The organism is Micromonospora sp. SD12 (genome assembly GCF_052068495.1).
GTDB lineage: Bacteria > Actinomycetota > Actinomycetes > Mycobacteriales > Micromonosporaceae > Micromonospora > Micromonospora echinofusca.
In genome coordinates, this window is the sequence record NZ_JBQHDF010000001.1 from 249,273 (window position 1) to 269,443 (window position 20,171).

Here is a 20,171-nt window from a genome sequence, read left to right on the forward strand (position 1 = left end):
ACGTCAACCCACCGTGACCCAGCGGCAATGGCGGGACGGCCGGCTGCCGGCCTGTCGGGCCTCATAATCCGCGTGTCAGATCAGTCTCAGGACGTGGCTGACACGTCCGACTAGAAGACCTTGCAGGCAGGTAGTGTCCAGGCGCTTGTCCGCAGCCGACCTGGAGGAGCGACGTGGGCGCGAAGACAGCCCTGCTGGCGTTTGCCGATGGAGATCTCCGTCCCGCGCTGCTTGGGGCAACCCGCTCGGCGCGAGCCGAGACCGAGGCGCTGGTACGTCAGGTCCACCCGGGCTACACCGTCGAGCCCGCCGACGACGGCACGTTGTTTGAGGACACCTACCCCCCAGATGACGTCACCTACGCCACGGTGCTGTCCGGTGCCGAGCTGTATTGCAGCCGGCGGCTGGTGCTCGACCGCCCGTCCGAGCTGCCGGACCACCTTCGTCAAGCGGGTGAGGGCAGGCGGATCATCATGCACGGGATGCACTCGGTCTCCGACTCACTTGCCTTCGCAGTCTGGGAGGACGGCGTGCTCATCAGATCGCTGAGCCTGTCGCCTGATAGCGGCGGCATCCGCGAGAACATCGGCAAGCCGTACGACTTCGAGCTGCCCTACTGGGCGGGTGAGCATCCCGTCGAACCCGTACCTGGCTGGCCCAACCAGGACCCGTACCCCTTGCCGTTTCATCCGCTTGAGCTGGGCGAGGAAGCGCTACGCGCGCTCTTCGGCTTCGCCATCGAAGGCTATCCAGACCCGGACGACATCGACACGGAAACCGTTCATCTGCACGGCTTCCGCGTGACCGACCCGACCGGCGAGGAACAGGCCGCGCGTGAAGCCCTGTACGCGGAGGTGCTACGGACCATTGGACCGCCGCAGAGGTTCCGGATGGGACCGGACGGCACGATGCACGAGGTCAACCTCGACAGCTTGTGATCGCCCGGCCCTCGATCGGGAGAGTGTCACGCAGGCCCCGAGACCGGGCAGGCCGGCTGCCGGCCGGCTGCCGCCGGTGTGGGAGGACTTTCTATACGTCTATCAAGGCGGCCCGCAACGGGCCGCACGCGCCGCCGCCTGGGCGCGCGTCCGTCGCTCCGCTGGCGCTCCGACTCCGGCCACCCAACACGCCCGGCGGCTGGCGCGGAAAGCGGAAAGCCCAAGGGGCCGCCGCAGAACGACAGGGGTGCTGACCGGTGAAGGGTGAGCCGGCAGCCGGCCGGGCCGCGCGGCCACGAGTCTCGCGCGGCGTAGGGCAGCGCACGCCGGCCGCGTCGGCGAGCTGGCGGTGGTCACGGGGTTGCGGTTACTGCGCCTCCGGCGGGGGCGCTCCGGCTCCAGGATGGCCGGGGCTGCGTCGGCGGGGCGCGGTCCGTGGGTGGTTGCGGTAGGCCATCCCGCCTGCCAGCGACCCGGGCGAGCCGAGCAGACCACCGCCCGACCCGCCAGCGTCCGAACCTGTGTCAAGGTCCGCTTGACGTGGCGGGCCGGGCGGAGGCCCGCTCCCCAGGTGGGCGGGTCGATGGCAGACGGGATGGCACTGGTCGTGTTCGGCGATCAACAAAACGACGAAATCACGCAGGCATCAGTCGTTCGTGGGACGGGCTCGTTTAGAACTCGCCACGGCATTCTCGATACCAGAGCCGGAAAAGACTGGGTGGTCGCTGCCGAGCGTCTCCGTCACCTCGTACCTACCCAGCTCGCTGAACAGGTTGGGGGTTCCCAACGACGCATTCTCCAGTTGCTTCTTCAAATAGCCATGGAGCGACTCATCGGCATCGCCCGAGATGCTATGACGGCCCTCTTCAATTGATACCAAGGTTGTGACGGCGCTACCAGCGAAGAAATCGAGCACTACCGAGCCAGGGTATGACAGCGACTTCACGAGCCGCCGCACCAACTCCTTCGGCTTCTGTGTCGGATGGCCCACCCGCTCCTTGGCGTTCCCGTTGAGGCGTGGCACGCGCCAGACGTTGGTCGGATTTCTGCCCTTCTCCACGCTCTCCGGTCGGAGCCGCTTGTCTCGCAGGTACAGAGCCTTCGTCTCCTCGTCAAAGGGCTCACGAACAGCGTCCAGGTCAAAGAAATACTTCGAGGTCTTTCCGAACCAGGCAATCTCTTCATGGCGACTCGCGAAGAATCGGTGAGCGCTCATTCCATTTGGATAATTCCAAACGATCAGGTTGACAAGACGCATGGCGCTTCGAGTGCGCATGTCAGCTAGCAGAGTCAGCAGGTCCCCGCTACCGGCCTCCGCTTGGTACTGAAGACCGCCGAAGATTACAAGGTTGCCGCTGTTGCTCAGTACACGTTCTGCCTCTGACAGCCATTTCCGCGCCCAATCCAGGTAGTCAGCGCGTGCATCCCAATGCGCAAGCTGGATGTTGTACGGCGGGTCGCAGACGATCAGCTGAACCGACCCGGTAGGGATTGAACTAAGAAGGTCCAAGCAATCCATCGTCACAACGCTATGGCGAGTGACGTCTGGCCGACCGTGATCGATCGCTGCTTCTGAACCATGCGCCTTACCCTGCTTCCGCAGGGCGTTCATCCCAATGTGGCCGCTGTTAAAATGAGACCTATTCGGCATGCCTCTAGAGCTCCTCGTCGACTTCTAAGTCGTTCCAAGCGTAGCCTGACGTAAGGAGTCGACGCCCGAACAACTCGCGCAGAATCACCAAATCCTCGTCCGAGAGTGTAGCAGTCTTGTCGGGCCACGCAGCTTGCAGTGCCCGCAATCGCCTGACTGAGCCCGCCCGGTCTTCCGACTCATGAGACTTCACGAGTGCCGGAGTGATAAAGAGCTTATCGACTAAGACCTCTGAACGAGAGTTTCTAAGGATTCCGCAGGCGGCCAGGACGTTCAGCAGGAAAGGGCAACGCCGGCGCGACGCCTCGGGAGTCGCCTGCTCAATACCTTCTCGTTCGCAGAACCTTTGCACAAAGGGTGCATTGAAAAAGTCAGAGTAAATCATCGACTTCTCAATCACCGGCTCACGGGCTATCTGGTAGATGAAGGCCATCATTTGTTGGACTGCCGGCATTTTCAGCAACACATGGCGAACCACCCGCGCCGCCGATGCATCGCGCTGTATGGCAGCCAGGATGGCCTGGTTGTAGACTCCCTCGCCTTCTGCCATGCGGGAACTCGGCAGCCCGCTCGCATCCCTCTTGAAGGCGAGGTCGAGCGCAGCGAGATCTTTGTGTAGGGCTTGGCGGAGCTGGAGGCCAGTCGGAGTGAGAGTAGGGGACCGGTCCTCCTGGGGAGGTATAGACCTATCGTCTTCTAGAATGCCGAGTTCCATTGCGGCCTGCAACTTGTACTTTAACTGTCTTTGATAGGTGCCGAGGCGATCTTGGTCAAACCCGCCACGGAGCCGAATGTACCGATCGGCAAAGGCCGTGCCCTCCCTACTTGGCAGTCCAAAGTGCCAGAGAATGGACAGGATGTGCCCTAGGTGAGTACCTTGCGGATAGTGGTAACTGGCCTCGGTGTACTCACCGACATCACGGAGGAAGTCGCGCCAGGTCCCCCATGCCTGTACGTAGAGGCGGCTGGAAAATTGCCCCTGGCTGTCGAGTTCTGACTTCGACGGCTTGTGGTTGAGTTGCTCAGCCAAGGCGAAGTACGCTTCGCGGAGATCCTGTCTGTCCACAGCGAACTCGGCAGCATCCTGCTGGTTGAGGATCTCCTCCACGACGGGGTCGAACTTAACCACGCAACCGGGCGAAAAGTGGTATACAAGCTTCTTCTGACGGCGGCCGTCTGCCCCCGTCTCGTCGCGACGCTCGACGGACTTAGCGAGATACTTGCGAATCTGGTTTGCTCGCTTGTAGTTGCCGATGAAATCCAGAACTCGCACTCGCTCTTTGCCTGCGGACAGCCTGAGTCCGCGGCCCAGTTGCTGCATGAAAACCGTTTTCGACTCAGTCGGCCGAAGAAAGAGCAGGACTTGCACGTTAGCAAAGTCGATGCCCTCATTGAAGAGGTCCACCGTGAAGGCCACTTGAATCCGGTTGTCACGGAAAGCCTGAATTAACTCGTCACGCTGCTCACTATTCGAATGAATCGCCGCCGCGGTAACGCCTTGAGATCTGAAGAAGTTGGCCATACGATCTGCGTGCTTAATTGAAACGCAGAAGCCAATGGCCTTGTCTCCGGCTCCCAAGCCTTCGTCCAAGTAGCTCTGCAGGATCGCATCATTCCGCTCCGGAACGATCAGCAGACGTTCCAGATCGTCTACCCGGTAGCGGTGGTTCTGATACCTGATGCGGCTGTAATCAATATCGTCTGTGAGTCCGACGTACGTATAGGGAACCAGGTAACCCCGCTCAATAGCCTCCGACAAGGGAATCTCGTAGACTTTGTTGTAGTCGAAAAGTTCAAAGATGTCCTTGCGGTCGGCTCGTTCAGGAGTTGCGGTCATGCCGAGCATAAACCTGGGCTTGAAGTATTGGAACAAAGGTTCGTAGGAAGGGCTTTGGCCGTGGTGTACCTCGTCGATAACGATGTAGTCAAAGGCGCGAGGGTCGATTTCCGCTATTTCCGCGCTTCTACGCAGACTGTCTTTTGATGCGAACAGCACATCGCATCGATGCAGGTTGCGTCGCTCCTCGCCTGTCAGGATTCCTTCATCAAGGTTCCCCCACACCTGACGATATGCTTCGACGCTCTGTGCGAGGATGTCGAGGCGGTGGACAACGAACAGGACGCGTCCACCGAACCTCTTCGCGTCTAGCGCAGACAAGATTGTCTTCCCCGTACCAGTGGGTAGGACGACTATGCCCTTTTCCCATCCTCGTACGGTGCGGGAATATTCGAGGGCCTCCAAGGCTTCGAGCTGCACACGATTGGGGTTGACCGTAGTGGCTCGGAGAAGCTCTGGCGCGTGTGCAGTGAATAGTGCCTTCAAGCTGTCGACTACGAGCGGCCGCCAATACGGTGATTGCAGCTGACTGTAGGAGAACCTAAGGAGCCTGTAGCCCTGGGCGAGAATTTCGTTTTGCCTGAACAGGCTATCATCAAACTCTGAGGCAGGGATAAGGCCCTCGGCGTGATACGTCTCCCCATCTACCTCGAACGCTAGGCGCTCGCGAGGGCCGTGGTATGCGAAATCGATCCTGCGCCGCTTCCCTGCTCGGTCTAGGAACGAGTATTGGGGTACAACCTCATTGATTTGCTCCCCAAGGAGCGGATAGAGAAGCTCGTCAATAAAGAGTCGTTCGGATGGCTGCGTGAAGCTTGATCCAAACCGCCGATAGTATTCGTCGAGGGACACTCGCTCTTTCTCCCGACTCAATCTGCAAGCGACCAGCGCCCGCGTGAGCCTTTTCTAGTTGTCGAGATGTTTATGGATCGGCCCGCCGAGCTGAGGCGCAAATGTGGCCAGGGCAGAGACTAGCTGCGTCCTTCTCGCATCACATGGCCGCCTCCCGGCATGTTCCCGACCTCGATTGAGTCGAGCGTACGTAATGCGAGGGCGGGTCGCATCGACCGAAAGGCTCACGTGCGGACCGGTCCGTCCGGATTGCCCATATGGAGGCGATTCCTGGTCTCGGATCTCACCGGCCACCCATCACTAGGTTGATCAACGTCCCTGGGTAGCCGGGGCAGTAGCGCGATGCAGCACGCTGTCGGCCTGTTCGGCCCGGCTAGCAGGATCCGAGCTGTAGAAGCGTTGCATTGCCCGTCCAGCACGTCGTCCATCACTCGCTGGTCCAAGTCGGTGACCCGAATGATCTGCGGCCCGAAGACAGCGACGGCCGGGCCCCAAGTGATGGGGCCCGGCCGCGGCCGGATTAGCGTCTGCTCAGTGCTTGTGGCCCTGCTCGGCCATCTGCTTGCGCACCTCGTCCATGTCGAGCTTCTCGACCTGCTCGATCAGGTTTTCCAAGGCGGACTCCGGCAGGGCGCCCGGCTGCGCGAACACGATCACGCCGTCCTTGATCGCCATGATGGTCGGGATTGAGCTGATGTTGAACTTGATGGCCAGCTCCTGCTGCGCCTCCGTGTCGACCTTGCCGAAGACGATGTCCGGGTGCTTCTCGGACGAGCGCTCGTAGACCGGGGCGAACCGCTTGCAGGGACCGCACCAGTCGGCCCAGAAGTCGACGAGGACCATGCCGTCCTTCTCGGTCAGCTCGTCGAAGTTGCCCGTCGTCAGCTCAACCGTTGCCATTGCACTCTCCGATCGCCCGCTTCGCTTACAAGACGTCAACCTGTCCAGCCTTCCAGAGATTCCCCGAGCAGGGACAGGCTGCTGTGAGACCCAGGGCACGGCTGCTGGACGCCGACCTTGGTCTAGCGGATACCCCGCTACTGGAGCCGTGAACGGGCTGGGGGGGCGGTGCAACAGAGCTTCAGCGCGAGGTCGTAAGGCCGTTCGGCACCTTACGCCAGGCACGTCCTCCAGTACTACCTTCTCGTGCAGCGGCGAGGTGGTCATGGGCCTACCCGCAACAGCTCGTAGCGCCATCGGGGCGTGGCCGGTCGAACATGCCGGGTCCGCCGGGTGCTGTTTCACCAGCTCGCTCCCCGACCAGTCGCTACTGGTCGTCTACCGAGTAGTCGATGCGCCGGGCCCAGGCACTTACCGCGCCGAACAAGCCCAACGGTCCATCATGGTCAACCAGAACAGAGCCGGCACAACCGAGCACGAGTACCGGCGCGGCTGTCGACAGCAACGCTGACAGCAACCGCGCCGGACAGCAGCAGACTGACGAGCCCTGCCTTGGACGAAGCTCCGAGCGTGCAGCCGCCCCCGAACAAGTACGGACGGGGTGCACAGAGCTTGTAAGCGAGGCGTCAAGGTCCCGCCGGGCAGCCAAACGAGCAGCCAAACCGGCGAGCATGAGCGGACGATCGCGAACCGGGACACCGTGTCGGGCACGAGGACCAAGCGGTGGACCAGCGCCGGGCCACCGACTCGTAATGCGTAGATCGACGGCGACCGCCGACGGCCCGGAGGTGGGGCTGGGGTCAGGCCTGAGCTAGATGTGGGCCTGTACTGGCGGCGCTTCCGGCGGTCTGACGCCAACCCGGCAGCCATTAGGCTCGTCATGTCGCCCGCCCTCCTGAAGGGCGTCTTCGAACCTTGCGCCTAAAGGAGATGGGTCTTGACTAGCAGCCAGGTACGCCGAGCCCAGCTTCTCGACTGGCTATACGACTATCCGGGCGACGTAGCAAGCATCGTTGAGTTCCTGGGACAAGAGCCCGACGAGCTGGCGCAGAACCTGTGGCGCGGCACGCTCCGAGCCTTGGACGAGGAAGGGCTCATCAGGCTGGCGGAGAGCATGGGGTTCGACGGAATATCAGCGTTCATCACCGATGCGGGTCGGACAGACGTGGAGGCCCGTCGTGCTCGGAGAGACGATCCGGCTCGGCGCAGGGCCGCCGCCGCGACCGGGCTTCTCCGATGGCTGTATGAGAAAGACCCCTATGGTGAGTTTTGGTGCGAGACAGACCGCATCGAGTCCACCGACTACGCCATGTTCGAAGGCGATCGCCTGCCGAGGCGACTCTTCCGAACCGTGGTCGACCATCTTCATGCCGAAGGGCTTCTCGTCCGCCGGTACCCAACGAATGACAGACCACTCACGGCCCAGCTCACCCGGAAAGGGCAGGAGTGTGTCGAGGCAGGAGGAGACGTGGCCGCGTACGTGAACCGGGGGAAGGAACAGCCCGCCAACATCACCCACTTCCACGGGCCGGTGTCCGGTAGCAACGTCTCTTGGGCCAGCGAGCGCGTCACTCAGACCGCCACGACAACCGGCATCGCCAGCGATGAACTCGCAGCCCTGATCCAGGCCATCACAGAAGCGCTGCCTGTCCTGGGTCTGTCAGGCGAGCAAGCGGCGGCCGTGCAGCACAACGCGGAAGTCATCGAAGGGGAGCTGCAGCGGAGCCAGCCGGACAAACACATCGTGAGAACCATGCTCATGCGGACCGTGGACACCATCGTAGGCGCCGGCAACAGCGCCCTCGGATTGGTGCTTACGGGCTACGCCAAGGAGCTCATGCAGAGAGCCGGTGTACCCATCGAGTAGCCCTACACCCCGGCTTCCCAGTGCTGGATTTCGACGACGATATCGCCGAGGTTGCTGCCGTCCCTCTGCAAGACGTACCGCCACAGGGGCCATCCGCAGCCGTGGAGTTGTGCCCATCCCTGCGCTGTCGGCTCGGGTAGCTCCTCCTCGACGAGGGTGCCCACGTCGCTTGCGACGGTCCCACAAGCGAACCGGACAGGAACTCCGTCGATACTTCGCCACCGGAGGCGGAAGCGATGGTTGCTACAGCCGTTCATCGTCGCCGGATACTCAGAGAAGAACTCCCCGTCCGCGGTCCTCAAGGACGCCCACTGGTCCGCGAAGGCGCGCACCGTAGCGCGCCACTCCCGCACAAGCCGCCAGCCTGGCAGAACATCTGGGAAGATCGGCACTTGGCCGCCATGAATATCGTTGCCGATGTTGGTCGGGCTCCACTTGACCAAGGGGTTCACGCGCTGACGGTACTGCCTCCAGCAGGCACTCCCGTAGTGCCACCTCCGGCAGGGCCGGGCACAGATCCGGCACAACCGAGCGCGAGTAACGACGGAAGATGCCGGAAACCGACGGAAGGCATTTCAGCAGCTCAGAAGCCGTGCCGGGGATCGCATGGAAGGTCGGGAAGCTGGGGCCCTTACTTCCAGCGGAACTGCACGAACCGACACCCCAAGGGTCATGGGCTGGAACGACAGTCTGGGTCGGGTGGAGCTGTCGACAGCACCGGCGCAGGGGCGCCCGTCGGCGGAGGCGTGCGGACAGTCGCCCGAGGTTCACGAACGCGGACAGACGACGTCGGACGATCCACAAAGAGCGGATAGGCGAGGTGTTGAGCCTCGGTGGGCAACCGCCCTTACCGGGGAAGCGTGTTGGCGACGTAGACGCCCTTACCCTGCCGGCCGTCGATCAGCCCTTCGGCCTTGAGCACGAGCATGGCGGCGCGAATCACTGTGTTGCTGACCTTGTAGTGCTCGCAGAGGGCGGCGAACGAGGGCAGCTTGTCGCCCGGCTTCAACTCGCCGGAGCTGACCTGCTCGCGGATATCTCGGGCGACCTGTAGGTAGGCAGCTTCAGACATAGGTGGTGCTCCCAGCTTGGCGGCTGGTGCAAGCAGACCACACCTACCGCTCGACTTACAACGCTATGTGTCGCAGCTGTTGACCCTGCGCACATTGCGTCCTAAGTTGCTCGTGGGACTACCCAGCTTGGCGGCCGGGTCGTCCTGCCGTGGGTGCCCGGTCTCCGGAAACGGCTGACCGGGTGCCCACGGGACCCCAGCGTCGGCGGGAGGCATGAATGACCAGACCGAACGATGCAACTGGTTCGACCGCAGGTACCGCGCGAGATGCCGGCTGCCACCAGAGGCAGAACAACAGCCTGCGGCGTGTGTCCTACGACGAGTACGTCCTGGCGGCGGCGCTGACCCTCGCCCGCCGACACCGGCCCGTCTGGTCCTGGCGGTACTGGCGGCGCATCTGCCGCTGCGGAAGCGACCTACCCTGCCGCAACCGTCATCCCATCCCGATCAACCGCGGCCACTGGCCGAGCCAGGATGCGCCGCAATGACGACGCACCTCCCGGTCACACCGGCTTGGGCATGCGGCGGATGCGGTGCCGACTGGCCCTGCCAGACCCGAAGGCGCGAGCTACGAGCGGAGTACGACCGCGCCCCGGTGTCGCTGGCCCTCTATCTGGCCGCCCAGCTCGTCGACGCCGCCCAGGACCTGGCTGATGTCCCCGCCGGCAACCTGCACCACCGATTCGTCGGCTGGACGCGATGAGCATCCTGCGACGCGGCGACGAGAAGTTCCACTACAGCGACGGCTCCCACAAGTGGATCCCACCCGACCCCGACTACGACCAGGAGGTCTGGGACGAGCAGGTCCGCCAACACAAGCAGGGCCACCTCAGGAACGAGCAGCCCAAGGTCCGCATCCAGCGCCTCGTCTGAGCGCCAGCAGTACAGCAGCGAAGTACAGCAACCGTGCCAGCCGAATCCGGCCGAGAAGCACGCCAGCAGCCCGGATGACCTCGAACCACGCCGCAGAAGGCCGGCTCGCCGGCAATCCATAGGTTCAGGGTTCGAGTCCCTGGCGGCCCACCTGAACGGATGCCCGGACGGAGGGGTTCGGGATCCGGGTGGTCGCGGGCCATGCCGGTGTTCCGGCCGTAACCGCACCGCCCGAGCCCGACTCCCACCCGGTGCAGATGGGCGAGCGACGACGCATTTCTCCGACGGGTACTCGGGCGTGCCGGGACGACCTCGTCCGGTCACACCTTGAGGACGTCCACGTCGTACAACGCTATCGACGCGTCGCGGGTGGCCAGGGTCAAGTTCTCGGTGATCGCCTGTGCCACGAGCATGCGGTCGAAGGGATCGCGGTGATGGGGTGGCAGGCGGCCGGCGGCGATGGCGTGGGCATGAGTTACCGGGAGTTCACGGAAGCCCATGTCCCTTACCCGCTCGGCGAGGTCAGGGGGTCCTGCAAGCTTTCCCACGCTCTGCTTGATGGTGATCTCCCACAGACTGACCGGGGAGAGAGAGATGTCTGGATCGTGACGTAGCTGGTCGAGGAACTCGGTGCCGAGGGTCGCATCGCCGGTGATGGCCCAGAGCGCGACGTGAGTGTCCAGCAGGAGGGTCATGCGCCGATGCCGAAGTCAGCGGCGATCTCGGCGTTGGTCTGAGGGGAATCCCAGTCGCCCGAGAGGTCCAGTTGCCCGGCGAGGGAGCCGACTGCGGTGCGGTTGGCCCGCCGTACCAGCGGCACCACCTTCGCCACCGGAGTGCCCGCGCGGTCGATGATGATCTCTTCGCCACGTTCCACCCGTTCGATGATGCGTGACAGGTGGGTCTTGGCATCATGCATGTTGTAGTGCACGGCTTCAGCCGACATCATTCGACCTCCTCGTTTAGCTAACAGCTTAGCCAACTCGACCAGATATCGTCACCGGCGCACCGGATGAGCTGGGCAAACTCATCGATAGCAGATCGCCGACCCCAGACGAGGCTGAGCAGGCGAGAATCAGATTCCTCCTCGCCGGTACGGCGTTCTTTCGCGCCGGGCAAGTGGCTGCGTGGGTTGGGGTGGACTATGCCCTCGTAGCGTTGATTCAGCGGTTCAGCGGCTGACAGCCCGGCAACCTCAACGGCACGCACGACCGTGCCGCGCAGCCAATTTCACGATCACGAGCCTTCCGACCGAGGTAGCGCCGCGGTTCTGGTGAACCTACGGGCGAGGTGTGCGAAGGCCTCGGTCAGTTCGGCGGGGCCGACGACTTCGATGTCGGCGTCGTACCGGGCGATGGTGGCCGCGAGGCTGGGCCAGGACCAGGAACCGAGGGTGAGGCGGCAGCGGCCGGGGCCGACCTCTTCGAGGATGCCTTCGCGGGTGTACTGGGCGACCGTGGTGGCGGGCAGGTCGAGGATCACCGTGCCCTGGCAGGGCCACCCGCCCCCGTCGCCCGCTCCACGGAACGTGCCGATGAGGTAGGTGGCGACGTCTCCGCCGGGGAGTTCGCGTGGGGTGAAGCGTGGCCCGTTGGGGGTGCGCAGGGTGATCCGGTCGGCGCGGAAGGTACGCCAGTCGTCGCGGTCGAGGTCCCAGGCGATGAGGTACCAGCGTCCGTCCCAGGTGATGACGTGGTGGGGTTCGACGCGGCGCGGAGGCGTGTCCGCGCCCGTGGCGCCGTAGTCGAAGCGCAGGATCTCGCGGGCATGGGCGGCGGCACTGAGCGCGAGCAGCAGGTCGCCGTCGACCGGTGCGGTCGGTCGGGTGGTCGGCCGTTCGACGGCGGTGACCCGCAGGGCCTCGATGCGGTTTCGGAGCCGGGCGGGCATGACCTGCCGGACGGTGGTCAGCGCCCGGGCCGCGGCTTCGGCGAGGCCGTCGCCCGAGGTGGTGGCGACGATCTGTAGGGCGACGGTCAGGGCCACGGCCTGCTCGTCGTCGAACAGCAGCGGCGGCAGCTCGGTGCCGGCGCTGAGCCGGTAGCCGCCGTCCGGGCCCTTGACCGCGGCGATCGGATAGCCGAGTTCGCGCAGCCGGTCGACGTCGCGGCGGACGGTGCGCAGGCTGATGCCGAGCCGGTCGGCCAGCAGCGTGCCGGGCCAGTCCCGCCGGGCCTGCAACAGCGACAACAGGGTCAGCAGGCGGGCGGACGTCTTCGGCATGAACCTGATTCTCCCCGCAGTAGGTGTCACATCCTGGCACCTACTGCGGTGAGGGTTGGTCTCCCGGCCGGAAGCACCGGCCACCCCCTGGATTACGGAGTCTTCACCATGGCCATCACCGCCACCACGCACCTGAACTTCCGTGGCGATGCCCGTCGGGCGCTCGAGTTCTACCAGTCCGTGTTCGGCGGGCACCTGACGGTCGTCGCATACGGCGACTTCGGAATGCCGAAGGAACTACCCGACGCCGACAAGGTCGTCTTCGGCCAGGTCACCGCCGAGAACGGCTTCAGCATCATGGCGTACGACGCACCCGGCCAGTCGCCGGCCACGACCGCGCCGACCGCCACCACGCGCGAGAACGGCATGACGCTGACCGGTGAGCGGTTCTTCGTAGCCGTCGGCGGCGACACCGCCGAAGAAGTCAGCGCGCTGTGGGACAGGCTCGCCGACGGCGCTGAGGTCATCGAGAAGTACGGTCCGTCGCAGTTCGCCCCCGGCTTCGGGATGCTCACCGACCGGTTCGGCGTCACCTGGATCCTCCAGGTCAACGTCACCCCCGCCTGACCCGCGGAGCGCCCATCCCCGTCCGGGGCTGCCGTTCCAGGCCGCCCCGGACGTCGGCGATCGTGCCCGGCCCTGCCGCAGCGTCCGCCCGTCAGGCGGATCACACGAGCAGCCTTGCCCGTCAGCAATGAAAACCATTATCGTCTGACGGTCAACTCGCTATCGGAAGTGCAGGCCGTGACACGTCATCGCAACGCCCTCGCCGCCCTCCTCGTCGCCGCAGCAGTCCTGACGGGCTGCGGCAGCGCCGACCCCGCTCCCGCCACCACGCCGGACGTCCCTTCCGCGCCGCCCGTCGAGCCGGTCACGCACCGGCTCAGCGTCACCGACGTCAAGGGCGCCGCCGTCACGCTCAAGGCGAAGCCGGAGCGGATCGTCTGCCTCACGGGGTTGTGCGACGACGCCCTGGTCGAACTCGGCCTCACCCCCGCGGCGACGACCACACCCAAGCTCCTCACCCGCCCGGACTACCTCGGTGCCGCCGGTGCGGCGGTGCCGGCGCTGCCCGGCACCTTCGGCAACGAGGACGTCGCGTCGATCGCCGCCACGCGGGCCGATCTGGTCATCGGCCTGGCCGGCGTACACGACCAGCTGCGGCCCGCGATCGAGAAGTTCGCGCCACTGTGGCTGGTGGAGGTGAAGACCTACGAGGACTCGGTGCGCTACCTGCGCGACATCGCCACGCTCACCGACCGGGGCGCGCAACAGGCGGGTGCGGAGCAGAGGTTCCGGGACCGGCTCGCCGCGGCCCGGGCCGCCGCCGACCAGCGCGGCCTGCGGAAGACGACCGCGCTGGCGATGTACGGGGGCACGTCGATCGGCGTGAACACCTCCGACGACCTGCTCGGTCACCTGCTCTCCCAGGTCTTCGACTACCCGTGGCCGAGCAAGGGCGGGGGCTTCGACACCGCCCAGGCGTACAGCGTGGAGGAGATCCTGACGCGGGACCCGGACATCGTGTTCATCCAGTCGTTCACCTTCGGCCCGGACGCCAGGACCGTCACCGCCCAGTACGCCGAGAACCCGGTGTGGAAGCGGATCACCGCGGTACGCGAGGGCCGCGCCCACGAGGTTCCCGCAGAACTGTGGGCGTCGGGCCGTGGCACCCGGGCGTTGGGCCTGATCCTCGACGAGGCGGTCGCCAAGGCCACGGCGTGACGGCGCCGGCAACGGCCACCGGCGCGGCGCTCACACCGGCCCGGACGGTTCCTCGGTGGCCGGCGGCGGTCGCGTTGCCGACCACCCTGGCGGCGGCGATCCTGCTGACCCTTGCTCTTGCCCTGCCTGCCGATGCCGAGGTCGCCCGGGTGGTGCTCTGGGAACTGCGGACGCCCCGGCTGCTGCTGGCGTTGCTCGGCGGGGCGGCGGTCGGGGTGGCCGGGCTGCTCATGCAGGCCGCGCTGCGCAATCCGCTGGCCGTACCCGAGCTGCTCGGCGTCTCCACCGGCGGCGCGCTCGCCGCCGCCGTGGTGGTGGTGTGGGCGCTTCCGGTTCCGGCGGCGGCGCAGCCCGTGGTGGCCCTGGCCGGGGCCCTCGGCGGCGGGGCGCTCTGCCTGGCCGCGGCCGGTACCGGCCGTGGTCCCGGTGCGGTCCTGCTCATCGGCGCGGCGATGTCGACCGCGTTGCAGGCGGTGCTGCTGGCGGTGATGGCCGCCGCCGACCGGCTCCAGTACGACACGCTCTTCCGTTACCTGGTGGGCAGCCTCACCGGGATCACCTGGGACCATGCCCGGCTCACTCTGCCGTGGCTGTTGCTCTGCGGGCCGCTGGTCGTGGCGATCCTGCCCGCGCTCGGTGTGCTGCGCCTCGGCGACGAGGCGGCCGGCGCCCTCGGGTTGCACGTCGGGCGGGCACGCGTCGCGGTGCTCGGGCTCGCCGCCGTCCTGGTCGCCGTGGTCGTCGGCCCGTGCGGTCCGATCGCCTGGATCGGGTTCGTCGCCCCGCACGTGGCCCGGCGGGTACGCCCGGACGCGGACGCCCGGGCCCTGCTGCCCTGGGCGGCGGCGTTCGGCGCGCTGTTCACCACCGTCGCCGACCTGGCCGCCCGGCACGCGTTCGCACCGGCCGAGACCCCGTTGGGTGCGTGGACCGCCGCCGTCGGCATCCTGTCCGGCCTGGTCCTGCTCCGCCGTCGGGGCGCGTCGTGAGGTGGTGGTGGGCGGGTGCGGCGCTGATCGTCGCGGCGGCCGCCGAACTCGCCGTCGGGCGGGGCATCGACTGGCCGCAGCTGGATCCGTTGGAACAGCGGATCCTCGTCGAGTTGCGGCTGCCCCGACTGGTCACCGCGCTGCTCGCGGGCACCGGGCTCGGCGCGGCCGGGCTGCTGTTGCAGGCGGTGCTGCGCAATCCGCTGGCCGCACCGGAGTTGGCCGGGGTCAATCCCGGTGCGGTGCTGGGGGTGCTCGGCGGCATCCAGCTCGGCCTGGTTCCGGCCGACTCGGCCGCCGGGGCGCTGGTCGCGGCGCTGCTCGGCGGGGCCGTCGGCGGCTCGCTGATGTGGGTGCTGGCCCGCGACGGCTCCCCGGCACAGGTCGCGGCGTACGGGCTGCTCGGCTCGGCGGCCCTGGCCGGGCTCACCACGCTGCTGCTGGCGTACCAACCGGGCCGGTTCGGCAACGCGCTGCGCTGGCTCGTCGGCTCCGTGGACGGGCGGGTCTGGGCGCATGTGTCCATCGCCTGGCCGTGGCTGGCCACGGCGCTGGTGCTGGCCTGGCTGTGCTCCGCCGGGCTGGGCATGCTGGCGGCCGGTGACGGGCATGCCGCCGCGCTCGGGCTGTCGCCTCGGCCGGTACGTGCCCTGGGCCTGGCCCTGGCGGTGGCGCTGGCCGCCGGCGCGGTCGCGCTGGCCGGCGCGCTGGCCTTCGTCGGGCTGGTCGTCCCGCACGTCGCCCGCGCCCTCTGCGGAGCCGACCTGCGCCGGGCGCTGCCCGCCGCCGCCCTGCTCGGGGCCATCACGGTCGTCGGCGCGGACGCGGTGGCCCAGGCGCTGACCGTGCTGGTGCAGTCCGGGTCGGCGGGGCAGCGGCTCGGGGTGCCCGCCGGGGCGGTCACCGCCCTGCTCGGGGCGGCGGCGCTGGTCGTCGTCGCCCGTCGTTCCCCGCACGTGGAGGTGTCGTGACCGCACCGGTCTTCACCGTCGAGCAGGCCCGCTACCGCTACCGCGACCGGGCCGTGCTCGACGGGGTGTCGCTGACCGTCCGGGCCGGCGAGTCCGTCGCGCTCGTCGGGCGCAACGGCTGCGGCAAGTCCACCCTGCTGCGGCTGCTCACCGGTTCCGACCAGCCCGAGAGCGGCCGGGTGCTGCTGCACGGTCGCCCGGCGTACGGGCAGCGGCGGCGGGACGTCGCCCGGCAGGTGGCGGTCCTGCACCAGCAGTTGCCGCCGGTACCCGGGCTGACCGTCCGGCAGCTCGTCGCGCAGGGCCGCTACCCGCACCGGGGGCCACTGGGCATGCTCTGGCGGCCCGAGGACGCCGAGGCGACCGCCGCGCTCGCCGCGACCGGCGTGACCGGGCTGGCCGACCGGCAGGTCGACACGCTCAGCGGCGGAGAGCGGCAGCGGGTCCGGCTCGCGCTCGCCCTGGCCCAACGCACCCCGGTGCTGCTGCTGGACGAGCCGACCACCTTCCTCGACGTCCGCCACCAGTTGGAGGTGCTGTCGCTGGTACGCCGGCTGCACGCCGAGCGGGGTCTGACCGTGGTGACCGTGCTGCACGAGCTGGACCACGCCGCCCGGTTCACCGACCGTGTGGTGGCGCTCGCCGGCGGCCGCGTCGCCGCCGACGGGTCGCCGGCGGAGGTGGTCACGCCGGCGCTGCTCGCCGACGTGTTCGGCGTACGCGGGCGGGTGCTCGCCGACGCGCACACCGGCACGGTCCGCGCGCTGGCCGACGAGCCGTTGGCGGGCCGGTGATCGTCCACCGGGAACTGGTCCGGCTGGCCGGTGCCGTCACCGGACCGGTCGTCGGGTGCGCGGCGCTGGGCATGGCCGTGTCGGCCGCGTACGTCGGTCAGGCGCTGCTGGTCGCCGGCGCGCTGGCGGCGACGGCCCGGCGGGACCTCGCCGCCGCCACCACCCTGCTGGCCTGCGCGCTCGGGGTGATCGTGGTGCGGGCGGCGCTGCTCTGGTGCCGCGAGGTCGCCGGCGCCGCCGCCGGCGCCCGGATCCGGGCGCGGCTGCGCGACCGGCTGGTCGCCCGGCTCACCGAGCTGGGCCCGGCGTGGCTCGCCGGATCCCGCACCGGCCGCACCCAGGCCACCCTCGTCGACGGCGTGGAGGGGCTCGACGCCTACTACCGCCGGTACCTGCCGCAGGTGCTGGTCACCATCACCGTGCCGACCGCCCTGGTGGCCTGGCTCGCCACCGTGCAGCCGGTCGCCGCCACGCTGCTCGGCACGGCCGTGGTGCTGGTGCTGACCGTCCCCCGTGTCTGGGACGCCACCCTGCTACGTCGCGGGCGCGGCCGGTGGGCGGCGTTCACCGCGCTCGCCGCCGACTTCCTCGACACCCTCCAGGGCGCGGCGACGCTGCGCGCGTTCGGCGCGGTCGACCGGATGCGGGACCGGATCCTGGGACGCACCCACGACCTGCACACCACCACCATGGCGCAGCTGCGCCTGTCGCTGATCGAGAGCGGAGTCAGCGCCCTGCTGATCCAGGCCGGTCTCGCCGCCGCGGCCGTGGCCGCGGCGGTCGCCGCGTACGCCGGGCGGGCCGACGCGGCTGCCGTGTTCCTGGTGCTGCTCGTCTCGGTGGAGTGCTTCCGGCCCGTACGCGACCTGGGCGCGCACTGGCACGCCGGCTACCTCGGCGTCACCGCGGTCGACGGCCTGAGCGAGCTGCTCCACGCCCCGGCCGGCGTCGTGCACCGGGGAGAGGTGGACCGCCGGTTCGACCACGTACCGGCCGTGGTCTTCGACGCGGTCGGCCACCACTACTCCGGCCGGCCCGAACCGGCGCTACGGGACGTGACCCTGCGGCTGGGCCCCGGTGAGACCGTCGCGGTCGTCGGCCGTTCCGGCGCCGGCAAGTCCACCCTGGCCAACCTGCTGCTGCGGCACCTGGATCCGGACGCCGGTCGCATCACCGTCGACGGGACCGACCTGCGCGATCTCACTCGGGAGGCGCTGCGCCGCGCGGTCACCGTGGTCGCCCAGGAGACGTACCTGTTCCACGGTTCGGTGGCGGACAACCTGCGGTTGGCCCGCCCGGACGCCACGGACGCGGACCTGGTGGCCGCCGCCCGCGCCGCCGGCGCGCACGACTTCATCCGGGCGCTGCCGCAGGGGTACGCGAGCCAGGTCGGCGAACGCGGCGGGTCCCTCTCCGGTGGGCAACGGCAACGGCTGGCCATCGCCCGGGCGCTGCTCGCCGACACGCCGGTGCTCATCCTCGACGAGGCGACCTCCGCCGTCGACGTACGGCAGGAGACCGAGATCCTCGACGCCCTGGCCACGGCCGCCCGGGGGAAGACCTGCCTGATCATCGCCCACCGGCTCGACGCGGTGCGGCACGCCGACCGGATCGTGCTGCTGGAACGCGGCCGGGTCGTCGCCACGGGCCGCCACGAGCACCTGCTGGCGTCCTGCCCCGCGTACGCCGACCTGGTCGCCGCGCAGGAGGCGGCCGGATGACCGCGCCGGACCGGCCGACCGACGGTCGACGTGCCGGGGCGCTGCGCCGGCTGCTGCCGGCGATCGCCGGGCATCCCCGCGCGTTCCGGGGCACCCTGGCGGCGAATCTCCTCGGGCAGCTCGCCGGGCTGGCCGCGGCGGTGCTCGGCGCCACCCTGGTGGGTCGGGCCGTGGCAGGGGTCCCCACCCCGGTCGGTGTGGTCACGGCGGTCCTCGGCGCGTTGGTCGCGATCGTCACCGTGGCGACCTGGTGGGAGATGTACGTCTCCCACGACCTCGCCTACCGCATCCTCGCCGACCTGCGCACCCGGGTCTACGACGCCATCACCCGGATCGCCCCCGGCGGCCTCGGCGGACGTCGCTCCGGCGACCTGGCGACCGTCGCGCTGTCCGACATCGAGACCCTGGAGTGGCTGTTCGCGCACACCATCGCGCAACTGCTCACCGCCACCGTCGTCCTCACCGCGGGCACCGCGCTGGCGGCCTGGATCGACCCCTGGCTACCCGCTGTGGTGCTGCCCGCCGCGGCTCTGATCGCAGTGACCCCCTGGCTGCTGCGCCGGCACGCCGACCGGCACGGCGCCCAGGTTCGCGTCGCCACCGCCGAACTGACCGCCGACATCGTCGACACCGTGCACGGCCTGCGCGAGCTGACCGTCTTCGGAGCGCTGGAGCGGCGCCGCGCCCACCTCGCCGCCCGTACCCGGCGGCTCGGGCGGGTCCAGCGGCGCAACGCCGCCCGCGCCGGCCTGGAGACCGCGCTGATCGACGCGCTGGTCGCCGCCGCCGGCATCGGCGCGGTGCTGGTGGTTCTCGACGGCGTACGCGCGGGGCGGCTCGACGTCGCCGCCGGCCCGGTGGCGCTGGTCCTCGCCGGGGCGGTCCTCGGCCCGGCCAGTCAACTGGCCCTCCTGCTCAAGGAGGCCGGCACCCTGCGCGCCGCAGCCGACCGGATCGACGCCCTGCTCCAGGCACCCTCGCCGGTCCCGGCACCGGCTCGACCCGTACCCGCACCCACGAGCGGCGACGTGGTCTTCGACGACGTGCACTTCGGGTACCTGCCGGACCGGCCGGTGCTGCGGGGCGTGTCGTTCACCGTTCGGCCCGGTGAGACGGTCGCGCTGGTGGGCGCCTCCGGGGTGGGCAAGTCCACGTGTGCGCACCTGCTGCTGCGCCACCACGACCCGAGCGCCGGACAGATCACCGTCGGCGGCGTGGACCTGCGCGACCTCGGCGACGCCGACCTGCGGCGCACGGTCACCGTGGTGCCGCAGGACGTCCACCTGTTCCCCGGCTCGATCGCCGACAACATCCGGTTGGGCCGACCGGACGCCACCGACACGGAGGTTCGTGCCGCAGCCGGCGCCGCCCAGCTCACACCGTTCCTCGACGCGCTACCGGCCGGTCCGGACACGCCGGCCGGCGAGCGGGGGGCGGCACTGTCCGGCGGTCAACGGGCCCGGGTCGCCGTCGCCCGGGCCCTGATCACCGGCGCACGGGTGCTCGTCCTCGACGAGGCCGCCGCCAACCTGGACGCCGCGACCGAGGCGGACCTGGCCGCCGCCCTGGAGTCCACCGGAGACGGCCGGGCCACCCTGGTGATCGCCCACCGCCTCGCCACCATCATGCGCGCCGACCGGGTCGTCGTCCTCGACGGCGGGCGGGTCGTCGCCGACGACGCCCCTGAGCAGCTTCGCAGCCGGGGAGCACTCGCCGCTGCGGTCCGGGGCGGGGGAGGCTGAGCCGTAGCTCAGACGG

General features: G+C 68.3%; 19 protein-coding genes. 11 read left to right on the forward strand and 8 right to left on the reverse strand.

Annotated features, from left to right (window positions below; translation table 11 throughout):
* Positions 1 to 173: 173 nt before the first annotated feature.
* On the forward strand, positions 174 to 938 hold the full coding sequence (locus ACTMS2_RS01170; protein ID WP_441173646.1) for a DUF6928 family protein: 765 nt from the start codon (positions 174 to 176) through the stop codon (positions 936 to 938).
* A gap of 646 nt (positions 939 to 1,584) precedes the next feature.
* Here ACTMS2_RS01170 and ACTMS2_RS01175 read toward each other — a convergent pair.
* The 3 genes from ACTMS2_RS01175 to trxA form a co-directional block, all read right to left on the reverse strand.
* Positions 1,585 to 2,457 (reverse strand): DNA-methyltransferase, encoded by an 873-nt coding sequence (locus ACTMS2_RS01175; protein WP_441173647.1) that lies wholly within the window; start codon positions 2,455 to 2,457, stop codon positions 1,585 to 1,587.
* Between the two features lie 136 nt (positions 2,458 to 2,593).
* On the reverse strand, positions 2,594 to 5,278 hold the full coding sequence (locus ACTMS2_RS01180; protein WP_441173648.1) for a DEAD/DEAH box helicase family protein: 2,685 nt from the start codon (positions 5,276 to 5,278) through the stop codon (positions 2,594 to 2,596).
* 531 nt (positions 5,279 to 5,809) lie between these two features.
* The gene (gene trxA / locus ACTMS2_RS01185) at positions 5,810 to 6,178 is read right to left on the reverse strand and encodes a thioredoxin (RefSeq protein ID WP_441173649.1); all 369 of its coding nucleotides are present in this window, start codon (positions 6,176 to 6,178) and stop codon (positions 5,810 to 5,812) included.
* Between the two features lie 937 nt (positions 6,179 to 7,115).
* Between trxA and ACTMS2_RS01190 the strand changes: the two genes are divergently transcribed.
* Entirely contained in the window at positions 7,116 to 8,045 is a 930-nt protein-coding gene (locus ACTMS2_RS01190) for a hypothetical protein (protein WP_441173650.1), read from the forward strand.
* Positions 8,046 to 8,047: 2 nt separating this feature from the next.
* On the opposite strand, the gene ACTMS2_RS01195 is transcribed toward ACTMS2_RS01190, so the two are convergent.
* Together ACTMS2_RS01195 and ACTMS2_RS01200 are read right to left on the reverse strand one after the other, a co-directional pair.
* Positions 8,048 to 8,497 carry a hypothetical protein gene (locus ACTMS2_RS01195; protein WP_441173651.1) on the reverse strand — a complete coding sequence of 150 codons (450 nt, stop codon included), beginning with the start codon at positions 8,495 to 8,497 and terminating at the stop codon, positions 8,048 to 8,050.
* Positions 8,498 to 8,892: 395 nt separating this feature from the next.
* Entirely contained in the window at positions 8,893 to 9,117 is a 225-nt protein-coding gene (locus ACTMS2_RS01200) for a winged helix-turn-helix domain-containing protein (protein ID WP_441173652.1), read from the reverse strand.
* A 484-nt stretch (positions 9,118 to 9,601) separates the two neighbouring features.
* On the opposite strand from ACTMS2_RS01200, the gene ACTMS2_RS01205 reads away from it, so the two are divergent.
* Together ACTMS2_RS01205 and ACTMS2_RS01210 are read left to right on the forward strand one after the other, a co-directional pair.
* Positions 9,602 to 9,820, forward strand: coding sequence for a flavin reductase (locus ACTMS2_RS01205; protein ID WP_441173653.1), 219 nt, complete (start codon positions 9,602 to 9,604; stop codon positions 9,818 to 9,820).
* The gene (locus ACTMS2_RS01210) at positions 9,817 to 9,990 is read left to right on the forward strand and encodes a hypothetical protein (protein ID WP_441173654.1); all 174 of its coding nucleotides are present in this window, start codon (positions 9,817 to 9,819) and stop codon (positions 9,988 to 9,990) included. Before ACTMS2_RS01205 ends, ACTMS2_RS01210 begins: the two co-directional genes overlap by 4 nt.
* 320 nt (positions 9,991 to 10,310) lie before the next feature.
* Here ACTMS2_RS01210 and ACTMS2_RS01215 read toward each other — a convergent pair whose 3' ends face one another.
* From ACTMS2_RS01215 to ACTMS2_RS01225, 3 genes are all read right to left on the reverse strand, one after another.
* Positions 10,311 to 10,685, reverse strand: a complete 375-nt coding sequence (locus ACTMS2_RS01215; protein WP_441173655.1) for a type II toxin-antitoxin system VapC family toxin — start codon at positions 10,683 to 10,685, stop codon at positions 10,311 to 10,313.
* Positions 10,682 to 10,936: a type II toxin-antitoxin system Phd/YefM family antitoxin gene (locus tag ACTMS2_RS01220; RefSeq protein WP_132405220.1), complete on the reverse strand. Its 255-nt coding sequence runs from the start codon at positions 10,934 to 10,936 to the stop codon at positions 10,682 to 10,684. Before ACTMS2_RS01220 ends, ACTMS2_RS01215 begins: the two co-directional genes overlap by 4 nt.
* 290 nt (positions 10,937 to 11,226) lie before the next feature.
* Positions 11,227 to 12,213 (reverse strand): helix-turn-helix transcriptional regulator, encoded by a 987-nt coding sequence (locus ACTMS2_RS01225; RefSeq protein ID WP_441173656.1) that lies wholly within the window; start codon positions 12,211 to 12,213, stop codon positions 11,227 to 11,229.
* Positions 12,214 to 12,321: 108 nt separating this feature from the next.
* Between ACTMS2_RS01225 and ACTMS2_RS01230 the strand changes: the two genes are divergently transcribed.
* The 7 genes from ACTMS2_RS01230 to cydC all read left to right on the forward strand — a co-directional run bounded on the left by ACTMS2_RS01230 (position 12,322) and on the right by cydC (position 20,155).
* The gene (locus ACTMS2_RS01230) at positions 12,322 to 12,780 is read left to right on the forward strand and encodes a VOC family protein (RefSeq protein WP_441173658.1); all 459 of its coding nucleotides are present in this window, start codon (positions 12,322 to 12,324) and stop codon (positions 12,778 to 12,780) included.
* A gap of 177 nt (positions 12,781 to 12,957) precedes the next feature.
* Positions 12,958 to 13,938 (forward strand): ABC transporter substrate-binding protein, encoded by a 981-nt coding sequence (locus ACTMS2_RS01235; protein WP_441173660.1) that lies wholly within the window; start codon positions 12,958 to 12,960, stop codon positions 13,936 to 13,938.
* The gene (locus ACTMS2_RS01240; protein ID WP_441173661.1) at positions 13,935 to 14,927 is read left to right on the forward strand and encodes a FecCD family ABC transporter permease; all 993 of its coding nucleotides are present in this window, start codon (positions 13,935 to 13,937) and stop codon (positions 14,925 to 14,927) included. The genes ACTMS2_RS01235 and ACTMS2_RS01240 overlap by 4 nt, the downstream gene beginning before the upstream one ends.
* Positions 14,924 to 15,898: a FecCD family ABC transporter permease gene (locus ACTMS2_RS01245; protein WP_441173662.1), complete on the forward strand. Its 975-nt coding sequence runs from the start codon at positions 14,924 to 14,926 to the stop codon at positions 15,896 to 15,898. Before ACTMS2_RS01240 ends, ACTMS2_RS01245 begins: the two co-directional genes overlap by 4 nt.
* The gene (locus tag ACTMS2_RS01250; protein ID WP_441173663.1) at positions 15,895 to 16,692 is read left to right on the forward strand and encodes an ABC transporter ATP-binding protein; all 798 of its coding nucleotides are present in this window, start codon (positions 15,895 to 15,897) and stop codon (positions 16,690 to 16,692) included. Before ACTMS2_RS01245 ends, ACTMS2_RS01250 begins: the two co-directional genes overlap by 4 nt.
* Positions 16,689 to 18,413 (forward strand): ABC transporter ATP-binding protein/permease, encoded by a 1,725-nt coding sequence (locus tag ACTMS2_RS01255; protein ID WP_441173664.1) that lies wholly within the window; start codon positions 16,689 to 16,691, stop codon positions 18,411 to 18,413. The genes ACTMS2_RS01250 and ACTMS2_RS01255 overlap by 4 nt, the downstream gene beginning before the upstream one ends.
* A complete protein-coding gene (cydC, locus tag ACTMS2_RS01260) occupies positions 18,410 to 20,155 on the forward strand; it encodes a thiol reductant ABC exporter subunit CydC (RefSeq protein ID WP_441173665.1) in 1,746 nt (581 codons plus the stop codon). Before ACTMS2_RS01255 ends, cydC begins: the two co-directional genes overlap by 4 nt.
* Positions 20,156 to 20,171: the final 16 nt, after the last annotated feature.

Coding starts and splice junctions, on each gene's coding strand:
- ACTMS2_RS01175 (WP_441173647.1), bottom strand. CDS start 2,457: ATGGATTGCTTGGACCTTCTTAGTTCAATCCCTACCGGGTCGGTTCAG.
- trxA (WP_441173649.1), bottom strand. CDS start 6,178: ATGGCAACGGTTGAGCTGACGACGGGCAACTTCGACGAGCTGACCGAG.
- ACTMS2_RS01200 (WP_441173652.1), bottom strand. CDS start 9,117: ATGTCTGAAGCTGCCTACCTACAGGTCGCCCGAGATATCCGCGAGCAG.
- ACTMS2_RS01205 (WP_441173653.1), top strand. CDS start 9,602: ATGACGACGCACCTCCCGGTCACACCGGCTTGGGCATGCGGCGGATGC.
- ACTMS2_RS01210 (WP_441173654.1), top strand. CDS start 9,817: ATGAGCATCCTGCGACGCGGCGACGAGAAGTTCCACTACAGCGACGGC.
- ACTMS2_RS01215 (WP_441173655.1), bottom strand. CDS start 10,685: ATGACCCTCCTGCTGGACACTCACGTCGCGCTCTGGGCCATCACCGGC.
- ACTMS2_RS01220 (WP_132405220.1), bottom strand. CDS start 10,936: ATGTCGGCTGAAGCCGTGCACTACAACATGCATGATGCCAAGACCCAC.
- ACTMS2_RS01225 (WP_441173656.1), bottom strand. CDS start 12,213: ATGCCGAAGACGTCCGCCCGCCTGCTGACCCTGTTGTCGCTGTTGCAG.
- ACTMS2_RS01230 (WP_441173658.1), top strand. CDS start 12,322: ATGGCCATCACCGCCACCACGCACCTGAACTTCCGTGGCGATGCCCGT.
- cydC (WP_441173665.1), top strand. CDS start 18,410: ATGACCGCGCCGGACCGGCCGACCGACGGTCGACGTGCCGGGGCGCTG.